Raw genomic sequence first — 11,029 nt, 5'->3', positions numbered from 1 at the left:
CTAGACTGGGTGCAGTTCAAATCCTTTGAACTCCGCTTCTTTTTTAATACTTTCGAAATTAACATATTCTTGATCGATATCATCATCCTTATTTAAAGAAGGTACAACATTGTCGATGAATTCTCTAATTAGATCTCGTTTTAACCTCAATGTCGGATCATCTGCATGATCTAAAATACGTCTAATTTGTTCTTGGTTACGACGTTGTTCCGCTTTGTCTTCAAGATCAATTTGTCTCAATATATTCATAATATAATTCACATTAATCGTATCATTACGCATCATTTCTATTTCGAAATCAATATCATTTAAAATGGATACTTTATTTTTCTCAGCCGTCGCTCTTTTTACTTGATCGTACACAGCTAAATATTTACTTTTATAGTCTTCATTCTCTTGTTCATCCATTCCAATCTCATCAATTGTAAACTCAAACTCGTCAAATGCTTTTAAACGTAATATTATTTTAGCTAATAAACGATAAGCTTCAACAAAGCGCTTTAGCTCTTCTTCATCTTGAATGTCATCAACCATGTGTGGTGTCGGCACAATCATTTTAAGCTCACGATAAGCGTCCATAAATTCTTTTTTATACTCTTCATAACTACGCATTAAAATTGTATCCGTATCATTTGTTTGTGAGAATACTCTCAGTGCATCGTCTGTCTCTTTTTTCAAGTCACGATAGTTTACAATTTTACCAAATGGCTTTGATTCTTTTTCAACCCTATTTGTACGTGAATACGCTTGAATTAAATCATGATACATTAAATTCTTATCAACATATAAAGTGTTCAGTACTTTACTATCAAAACCAGTTAAGAACATATTAACAACGATTAAAATATCAATTTTACTATCTTTAACGCCCTTTTTAACGTTTTTTGAAATATGATTAAAATACTCATTAGTCGTGTCTGTTGAAAAATTCGTCTCGAACTTTTTATTATAATCACTAATCATTTTCTCTAATTTTTCACGCGAATGATATGGCACTTCACCATCACGATCATCTTCATTAGGTTTAAACGTAAATATACCAGCTACCGTTAATGGTTGTTCCAACTTTTTGTTAAGTCGCTTAAATGTCTCATAATATTTAATAAGCGCGTGAATACTTTGAACTGTAAATATACTTGAATATTGACGATTACGTGTATATTTATCATGATTATTGATGATATGTCGTGTTACTAATTCCACACGTTTATCCGCTAACCAGACTTCTTCAGTATCAATTGCTTCAACCATGCTGTTATCCTCTGCTTTTAAAGCTTTATTTTTAAAAGTATTAATATAGTCAACTGAGAAACCAAGTACATTACCATCATGAATAGCATCTCTAATTAAATACGTATGTAAGCATCTACCGAAAATATCTGCAGTTGTTCTACCATCTTGACTACTATTTTCTGGGAAACGTGGCGTACCAGTGAACCCAAAGTATTGGGCATTTTTGAAATGTTGTTTAACTAAACGATGCATGTCACCAAATTGACTGCGATGACACTCATCAATAATAAATACAACTTTATTCGTTTTATACTGTTTTAATAAATGGGCATTACCTTGAATCGCTTTAGCCATTTTTTGAATCGTCGTTACAATAAGTGGCAAACTTTTATCATTTAGTTGGCGTACCAGTTGCGAGGTATTAAAAGTTTTGTCTACAGCACCCTTAGCAAATTTATTAAATTCCTCTTCTGTTTGACTATCCAAGTCTTTACGGTCAACCAAAAAGATAACTTTCTTAATGTCATCTTGCTGTGATAAAATCTGACTCGCTTTAAAAGAAGTCAACGTCTTACCACTTCCAGTTGTATGCCATACATATCCATTATTCCCTGTCTCAGTCGCTTGTTGAATAAGTGATTCTACCGCATACACTTGATACGGACGCATTGCCATCAGTATTCTATCTGTTTCATTAATAATCATATAGCGCGATATCATCTTAGCTAATTGACAAGGTCTCATAAATGACTCAGCAAACGATTGCAATGTATTGATTCGGTTATTCTGTTTATCACTCCAATAAAACATGTGACTCTTCAATAGTTCGCTATCATTATTAGAAAAGTATCGCGTTTCAACACCATTACTAATGATAAACATTTGTATGTAGCGGAATAAGCCTGTGTAATTTTGTTTACGGTAACGTTTTACTTGGTTAAACGCCTCATTAATATCAATGCCTCGACGTTTCAATTCAACTTGGACAAGGGGTAGTCCATTGATTAATATCGTTACATCATAACGTGCTTTATATGTATCCTCGACCGATACTTGATTCGTCACTTGAAACTTATTTTTACACCAACTTTTCGTATCTAAAAACGACAAATAAATCTCAGACTCATCATCACGTCTAAGTGGTAATTTATCACGTAAAATACGGGCACTCTCGAAAATACTTTTCCCATCAATCATCGTTAACAGACGTTGAAATTCTTTATCTGTTAAGGGATTGCCTTCTAATTTGTCCGCATGACGCTCATTTAAAATCGTTCTAAAATTATCAAGCAATTGCTTATTATCACGTATCGTTACTCTTTCGTAACCCAATTGTTCAAGTTGATTCATCATTTCATTTTCTAATGCGTATTCACTTTGGTATGCCATTCATATCCCCTTCCGTACACTTTCTATTGCTCTAAATATATCATAAACTTTAATGAAAAATGTTTGTTTTTTATCTTCAAACGTAAATTTATTCTAATTTTATTGTCTTATCTTTTAATATTTGTCTTTGAGGTAAGTGACATCCTAAAAACACCAACACACACTATTCTTTATATTTTTATACTTCTATGCCAGAGTTCAACTTTTGAATATATTGCGTCCTCAATTGTTTGTTCTCTGTATATATTTTATTGAATATGATTGATTGAAAAACAAAAGTGAAAATGTATATCACAATTGGAATAAAAGCATTATAAATGCCATTATCAAAATAGGATAAAGAAAAAATAAATAAAGTGAACACTATCGGCATTGTAAAACGACATAAAATAATAGAGCAATTATTTATAAAAAGCCAACTTCTTATTAAGTTTTTTCTATTTAGCGTAATGATATGGAATATTTTGTCGTTTTTATTTTGATAAAAACTTTCAACTTTTTCATAGTGTCCATATATGGTTTGATTTAGGTTAATTATTTTGTAGTTTGATCCAGGTTCGTAAAGGTCATTATTGCCAACTTTAAAACAATCTTTAATTAATGTACTTTCTTTATTTACAACAAACCTATAGGGATGTATGTAATCACAATTTCCACACATTTTATATAATTGAAATCTATTAACAATCGCTAAATAATTTCGGTAAGTTGAAATAGCTATAAATAAGATTAATCCATAACTTATGCCTATTAATGAAAACCATATTGTATTAATAAATTCACTATGAGGTCTTTCTAGCAGTTTAATATATATTTTATAATTCAAAAATCCTAAAAGAAAATACATTGGTAACACTGTGCCAATCATAATAATTGCCCTATCGAATATTCTATATTTGTTTTCAGTATTAATGATTTTTGAATACCAACTTTTTAACTCAGGAAATATTACAGACGTGAAAATTGTTAGCGATAAAGTAACAATTATCTTATTGTTTTCTTTTACAAAATTAATCATCTCGTTAAGTTCCAAATTAATTCCCCCTTAATAACAGCATTTAATTTCTATACTATGAAAAAAGCAAAGCTCAAATCTGAACTTTGCTTTAATTTGTCACGCCTTTATCATTTTCAAAATAGCCTCTATGCCAGTTTTACAAACTTGTATCAACAATTTTTCATCAAGCAACTGAATCACATCAAAAACTTCAATTGTTTACGTTGCAACTAACTTTATATTAGAACGCACACAATATCTAATGTTTAAAATCTATCGTCGCAAGATGCTTCCTGTAATTATCAAGTGCCATTTTCGATTGGGTTATACAATCTAGAATCGCATGATAATTTAATGCTACAAATCGATAGTACAATATATCTACCGTGAATAACTGTGCAAATAGTGACGTTGTAGCCGCCATACGCATTTCATTTTCATCAGTTCTGCCATAAATCAATGCATAGTCTGCAATTTGAGCCACTGGATTATTAGCTGTACTAGATATAGTTATGATGGGAATACTGTAATGTGTGGCCACCTGTGCAATTGACTGCAATTCACTATGACTACCTTGATTCGTCACAAAAATCATACAATCTCTATCATCATGCGTCGCAAATGTTGACACAAGTAAATGTGTTTCATGTAATAACCTGACATTTAAGCCAATACGAGATAACTTTTGAAAAAGATCACCAATAGTCAAACTCGATGCGCCAAATCCAAATAAAAATATTGTCCTGGCATTTTTCAACACATCACAAATTGCATCAATTTGCGCATCCATAATATTAGTAGCTACAAATCGCATCGTATTCGTTGCTCTAGCAATCATTTTATTTTTCAAAGTTTCTACAGATTCATTTTCAATCAATTCTAAATGTGGATTGGTTGCAATATCTTCGGGTAAGTATCGAGATATCGCAATCTTTAGCTCTTGAAAACCTTGATGTGTCATTTTCCGACTAAATCTAACAATTGATGCTGTACTAACATTCGTAACATCTGCCAAATCATTCACAGTCATATCAATGATTTTATGTGGATTCTTTAAAATGTAATCAGCGATTATCTTTTCTGTCTTCGTAAAATCACTCAACTGCTTATCAATGCGATATAAAATATTTGTCATCATTAATCACCCAACAAATCTGTCTGTCGCATCGCCTTTGTCGTTCCAAATAAATATGTACAAACGAATCCACCAGCATACGCAGCAAGTAATCCTGCAATATAACCTAAATACATATTATCTGAAATTAATGGTAATAGTGACACACCACTTGGGCCTATTGCTTTGGCACCAACATGTCCAATTCCACCTATTACAGCGCCACCAATACCACCGCCAATACAAGCAGTTAAGAAAGGTCGACCTAATGGCAAAGTCACACCATAGATTAATGGTTCTCCAATACCTAGGAAACCAACTGGCAATGCACCTTTTAAAGTATTACGTAATGTTGTGTTGCGTTTACATCTTACCCAAAGTGCTAATGCGGCACCTACTTGTCCAGCACCAGCCATCGCTGCTATTGGCAATAAGTAAGTAGCACCAGATTGGTTAATCATTTCTATATGAATTGGCGTAAAAATATGATGAAGTCCTAACATAACTAACGGTAGGAAGCTTGCACCAATGATAAATCCACTAAATACGCCACCAATACTAATAATTCCGTTAACTACTGAAACTAAACTGTCTGAAACAAAACCTGCTAATGGCATAAAGATAAAGATAGTTAATAGTCCTACAATCAACAATGCAATAGTCGGCGTTACAATAATATCAATCGCATTTGGCACAATTTTATGCAATCTCTTTTCGACAATACTTAAAATCCAAACAGCAAAAATAACGCCAATAATCCCTCCTTGCCCAGGTTGCAATGGTTCTCCAGTGAAGACATTCATTAAAATATTTTTACCAGCAATACCCGTTAATAACGTTGTACCACCAATCACGCCACCAAGTCCTGGTGTCGCACCAAATTCTTTAGCCGCATTAATACCAGTGAAAATAGCTAAGTATGCTAACATACCGTCTTTAATGACATTAAATACTGTTATAAGTTGCGTAATCCAAGCACCTGAAATATAGCCTGCCACCATTAAGTTACTCAGTACTGCTGCAATACCACCAATTAATCCAGCTCCAATAAATGCAGGAATCAACGGTATAAAGATATTGGCAATTGATTTCAATACTTTATTCAACTTACCATTCTTTTGTTTTGCTTTATGTGCTTCTTTATTCGCCTTTGCTTTATCAGCTGCATATGATTTATAGTCCATTTTTTCACTATCATTGTGATTGTGTGGTATTGGGTCACCTAGTTTAACACCACTTAATTCCGCCATATGATTAGCCACTTTATTGACTGTACCAGGTCCAACCACAACTTGAATGCGTTCATCGTGTATAACACCCATGACACCATCAATGTGCCTTAGTTCTTGGTCATCTACTTTATTTTCATCTAACACTTTAATACGCACACGTGTCATACAGTTCATGACACTATCTATATTATCCATACCACCTACTGCAGCAATAATTCGTTCTGCAAGTTGTTGTTCTTTGGTCATTTAAATCCCTCCTAAGGTTGTCTATCTCTGATTGCTCGTTTAACAATGTCACCATTGTTTAATAACCGTCTTGTTGCTTCTTCCTTAGAAATGCCACACATACCCATAACTGTCGCAACTTTCACATCATGCTCAGATACCTGATATAACGCCATTGCTTCATCATATGTGATAGCACATATTTCTTGAATAATACGCACTGAACGGTCGATCAGTTTTTGATTGGTTGCTTTAACATCAATCATGAGGTTATCGTAAACTTTTCCGACCCCAACCATTGTGATGGTTGAAATCATATTTAAAATTAATTTTTGTGCTGTACCAGACTTTAAACGCGTTGAACCAGTTAATACTTCTGGACCAACTTTAACTTCTACTGGATACTGCGCAATTTCACTTATAACTGCATGTTCATTGCATGAAATAGATACTGTTGTAGCACCGATTGTGTTAGCAAATGTTAAACCGCCTATAACATATGGCGTTTTGCCACTCGCGGCAATTCCTATAACGACATCTTTTGATGTTAAATCTATATTTTTCAAATCTTCTTCCGCTAATTTTTTGTGATCTTCCGCACCTTCTACAGCCATTGTCATAGCATGTTGTCCACCAGCAATAATACCTATAATTTCATGAGGGTCAGTATTGAATGTAGGTACACACTCCGCTGCATCTAAGACACCCAATCTTCCACTTGTACCTGCACCGATATAGATCAATCGTCCACCCTTTTTATACTGTGCAATTGTTTTTTTAATTACTTTTGTCAATTGTGGTATTGACTTTTGAACTGCTAACGGGACTTGCTGATCTTCTTTATTCATCGTAATTAAAGCCTCTTCCACAGTCATTTCATCAAGATGCATCGTCGCTTCATTACGCGCTTCGGTCGTACTATTTTCCATCACTTCTTACACTCCCTAGTTTTTTGAAAATCAAATGTATCATTCGGCTCGATACAACTTAACAGTGGTAAGTCTTCTTTAATAATTTGTGCAACAACATTCACATTGTCATGTGCACTAAGCGTTTGTCTCACAATTTGCATTTCACCTTGATAACGTCCGTTATTCAAATTATCAACGGTTACCGAACCAATGCGTCGTTGCGTTGTAAACTGTGGTTGAATCGAATGTGGACATATTTGTCTTGACGTTTCCGAACGAATGACATTTTCCGGATTATCCGGACGTACTTTATGACACATATCGAAAAGGTAAGTCACTGTCGTATCAAACACTTCTTCAATACATAACGTGAAATGCCTATGCTTGCAAAAATCTATAAGTTGTTTTGCCTGCCTCATTTCAATCAATGAGTCTCCAACTAACACTTCAGATACACCAGTTTCTTGTAATAATTTAGCTGCAACGACAGGATGACTATGTCTCGTTGCTTCAATTGTTGGCAAGCCTTTATGCAAAGGACCTCGCAAACCACTCCCTACAATAAAACCATATATTTGTGCCTTTGGATTAAATTGATAAATGAGTTCATTTTTCTTATTGACCAAGTCAACAGATAATCCCGTATCTGGTCTTGGATAATAGTTATGACAAAATGAAAGTAATGTAAAATCATTCAATTGTTGATGTAAGCTTGTTAACAATTCCCGGGAAATAATACTTGCATTCAAACAGCACTTTAAACCCTGTGCCATTATCGCTTCGATTGCCTCAATTGATGTACTATGATCGATACGAATCATAAATTGTGCATCATATTGTCGAAGATGCTCATAAAAAGATGGTGTTAATATAGATGGATTAGCATCTATGAGGTAAGTCACTTGTTCATGTTTTAATAAATTGAGTAGTTTTGTGAAATAATGATATTTTGTCTCGTCATCTTCTTCTGGTATTTGTACAGATGTAAAAATCATTTGGTAACCTTGTTTAATCATTCGCTTAATATACGCTTCATCTAAAGGTTGTCCTAAATACACTGAAAAGCCTGTCAAAGTAGCCCTCCTTAACAATATAATTATTAGGAAAATATAGTTGAGTTGTGTAATCGCTTACATTTTACTATAAGAGAAAACACATTACAATATTAATCAGTTGAAGCCTGTTCATTGTAATAATCTTACATATTTCTGTCACAAGTTAATTATTATACCATCAAAGATTATCCTTTTCTTTTAAGTGCTGATAATAGCTGCTACTGCTGGATTATTACAACAACTTTTATACATTTTATTCAGGATTATCTTATATTATGTTTTAATAATAATCTGTGAACAATTAAGAGATTTGAAATTGAATTTAATAATTGTATTGAAAACGCATACTTCACCATGCTAAAATAGGAGTCGCAAACAAATAAGATTCAATAAGATGTGATGGTAAGCTAGATAAACTAACGTATCAGTTTTATATACTACTTAGTCAATTGCTTCTTTTACATTAATTACATACACCAACGTGTTACTAAGTAAGATTAGGCATGAGTTAAATTAAGCTGTGATGGTTACCAACACAGTCTATTTGCTCGTGTCTTTTTTATTGAATCTTAAATAATAAATACAACTTTGGAGGTTGGACAAGTGAGGAAGAAACTTTTCGGTCAATTGCAACGTATTGGTAAGGCACTAATGTTACCTGTTGCAATTTTACCAGCAGCGGGTCTGTTATTAGCTATCGGTACAGCTATACAAGGCGAAGCATTACAACACTACTTGCCTTTTATACAAAATGGTGGCGTTCAAAATGTCGCTAAATTAATGACAGCAGCCGGTAGTATTATTTTTGAAAACTTACCTATGATTTTCGCATTAGGTGTCGCAATCGGATTAGCTGGCGGTGATGGCGTAGCAGCTATCGCAGCATTTGTCGGTTACATAATCATGAACAAAACAATGGGTGACTTTTTACAAGTTACACCTAAAAATGTTACTGATCCAGCGAGTGGTTACGCTAGCATTTTAGGTATTCCAACATTACAAACAGGTGTGTTCGGCGGTATTATTATCGGGGCCCTGGCAGCTTGGTGTTATAACAAGTTCTATAACATTAACTTACCATCTTATTTAGGTTTCTTCGCTGGTAAGCGTTTCGTACCTATTATGATGGCTACAACATCATTTATTTTAGCATTCCCAATGGCATTAATCTGGCCAACAATCCAAACAGGATTAAATGCATTCAGCACAGGATTATTAGACTCAAATACTGGTGTTGCCGTATTCTTATTTGGTTTTATTAAGCGTTTATTAATTCCATTCGGTCTACATCACATTTTCCACGCACCGTTCTGGTTCGAGTTTGGTTCATGGAAAAATGCAGCTGGTGAAATTATTCACGGTGACCAACGTATCTTTATCGAACAAATTCGTGAAGGCGCACATTTGACAGCTGGTAAATTCATGCAAGGTGAATTCCCAGTTATGATGTTCGGTTTACCTGCAGCAGCTTTAGCAATTTATCACTCAGCTAAACCTGAAAACAAGAAAGTAGTAGCAGGTTTAATGGGTTCTGCTGCTTTAACATCATTCTTAACTGGTATTACAGAACCTTTAGAATTCTCATTCTTATTCGTAGCACCATTATTATTCTTTATTCACGCAGTACTTGATGGTTTATCATTCTTAACATTGTACTTATTGGATGTTCATCTAGGTTATACATTCTCAGGTGGTTTCATCGACTACGTTTTACTTGGCGTACTACCTAATAAGACACAATGGTGGTTAGTTATTCCTGTAGGTCTTGTATACGCAGTCATTTACTACTTCGTATTCCGATTCTTAATTGTAAAATTAAAATACAAAACACCAGGTCGTGAAGATAAGCAATCACAAGCTGTTACTGCTTCAGCAACTGAATTACCATATGCAGTATTAGAAGCTATGGGTGGCAAAGCAAACATTAAACATTTAGACGCTTGTATCACACGTCTACGTGTTGAAGTTAACGACAAATCTAAAGTTGATGTTCCTGGTTTGAAAGATTTAGGCGCATCTGGTGTATTAGAAGTCGGCAATAATATGCAAGCAATTTTTGGTCCTAAATCTGACCAAATCAAACATGAAATGCAACAGATTATGAATGGTCAAGTAGTAGAAAACCCTACTACTATGGAAGACGATAAAGACGAAACTGTTGTTGTTGCAGAAGATAAATCTGCAACAAGCGAATTGAGCCATATCGTTCATGCACCATTAACTGGTGAAGTAACACCATTATCAGAAGTGCCTGATCAAGTGTTCAGCGAAAAAATGATGGGTGACGGTATCGCTATCAAACCTTCACAAGGTGAAGTTCGTGCACCATTCAACGGTAAAGTACAAATGATTTTCCCAACAAAACATGCAATTGGTCTTGTATCAGATAGTGGTTTAGAACTATTAATCCACATCGGTTTAGACACTGTTAAATTAAACGGAGAAGGCTTTACTTTACATGTTGAGGAAGGTCAAGAAGTTAAACAAGGTGATTTATTAATCAACTTTGATTTAGACTACATCCGCAATCATGCAAAGAGTGATATTACGCCTATTATCGTTACACAAGGAAACATTACAAACCTTGATTTTAAACAAGGTGAACATGGCAACATTTCATTTGGCGATCAATTATTTGAAGCTAAATAATGCTTACTATAAACAGGTGCGTATACCTTCATAAGGTGACGCGCCTGTTTTTTCATTGCTATTGTGTTTTGCAGCATCATTGATAGTTCGCTCTCCCCTTAAATTTTGAATTTTAAGATCATCAATTAAATCCCCCTTCATACTCATTTCCTAAAAAATATTAATTGCTCACTATTGTTAGCGTTTTCACAACAAAGTCAACTTCCTTGACCTTACACTATATT

General features: G+C 34.1%; 7 protein-coding genes and 1 pseudogene. 1 reads left to right on the top strand and 7 read right to left on the bottom strand.

Features of this window, described 5'->3' with window-relative positions; genetic code table 11:
* Positions 1–18: 18 nt before the first annotated feature.
* The 6 genes and pseudogenes from JV528_RS12985 to mupG all read right to left on the bottom strand — a co-directional run.
* Positions 19–2,622, bottom strand: a pseudogene (locus tag JV528_RS12985) (type I restriction endonuclease subunit R); the annotation flags it as partial.
* A gap of 178 nt (positions 2,623–2,800) precedes the next feature.
* Positions 2,801–3,655, bottom strand: a complete 855-nt coding sequence (locus JV528_RS12980) for a hypothetical protein (protein ID WP_204177453.1) — start codon at positions 3,653–3,655, stop codon at positions 2,801–2,803.
* 223 nt (positions 3,656–3,878) lie between these two features.
* Positions 3,879–4,754, bottom strand: coding sequence for a pentose phosphate pathway transcriptional regulator RpiRB (gene rpiRb, locus JV528_RS12975; RefSeq protein ID WP_000181832.1), 876 nt, complete (start codon positions 4,752–4,754; stop codon positions 3,879–3,881).
* 2 nt (positions 4,755–4,756) lie between these two features.
* A complete protein-coding gene (locus JV528_RS12970) occupies positions 4,757–6,211 on the bottom strand; it encodes a PTS transporter subunit EIIC (RefSeq protein WP_000159756.1) in 1,455 nt (484 codons plus the stop codon).
* A gap of 11 nt (positions 6,212–6,222) precedes the next feature.
* On the bottom strand, positions 6,223–7,119 hold the full coding sequence (gene murQ, locus JV528_RS12965) for an N-acetylmuramic acid 6-phosphate etherase (RefSeq protein ID WP_204177455.1): 897 nt from the start codon (positions 7,117–7,119) through the stop codon (positions 6,223–6,225).
* A complete protein-coding gene (mupG, locus tag JV528_RS12960; protein WP_000145570.1) occupies positions 7,119–8,174 on the bottom strand; it encodes a 6-phospho-N-acetylmuramidase in 1,056 nt (351 codons plus the stop codon). Before mupG ends, murQ begins: the two co-directional genes overlap by 1 nt.
* 585 nt (positions 8,175–8,759) lie before the next feature.
* On the opposite strand from mupG, the gene ptsG reads away from it, so the two are divergent.
* Positions 8,760–10,805 carry a glucose-specific PTS transporter subunit IIBC gene (ptsG, locus tag JV528_RS12955; RefSeq protein ID WP_001227713.1) on the top strand — a complete coding sequence of 682 codons (2,046 nt, stop codon included), beginning with the start codon at positions 8,760–8,762 and terminating at the stop codon, positions 10,803–10,805.
* Here ptsG and JV528_RS12950 read toward each other — a convergent pair.
* Positions 10,784–10,885 (bottom strand): hypothetical protein, encoded by a 102-nt coding sequence (locus JV528_RS12950; protein WP_000979527.1) that lies wholly within the window; start codon positions 10,883–10,885, stop codon positions 10,784–10,786. The genes ptsG and JV528_RS12950 overlap by 22 nt on opposite strands.
* Between the last annotated feature and the right edge of the window lie 144 nt (positions 10,886–11,029).

It is taken from the genome of Staphylococcus sp. GDB20D11A (assembly GCF_016893255.1).
Classification (GTDB): Bacteria; Bacillota; Bacilli; order Staphylococcales; family Staphylococcaceae; genus Staphylococcus; species Staphylococcus aureus.
The sequence above is the reverse complement of the archived record's forward strand: the minus strand, read 5'-3'. Positions and strand labels throughout refer to the sequence as shown.

Excerpts from the sequence above, each read along its gene's own strand:
- murQ (WP_204177455.1), bottom strand. The coding sequence starts at position 7,119 with ATGGAAAATAGTACGACCGAAGCGCGTAATGAAGCGACGATGCATCTT.
- JV528_RS12970 (WP_000159756.1), bottom strand. The coding sequence starts at position 6,211 with ATGACCAAAGAACAACAACTTGCAGAACGAATTATTGCTGCAGTAGGT.
- JV528_RS12950 (WP_000979527.1), bottom strand. The coding sequence starts at position 10,885 with ATGATGCTGCAAAACACAATAGCAATGAAAAAACAGGCGCGTCACCTT.
- rpiRb (WP_000181832.1), bottom strand. The coding sequence starts at position 4,754 with ATGACAAATATTTTATATCGCATTGATAAGCAGTTGAGTGATTTTACG.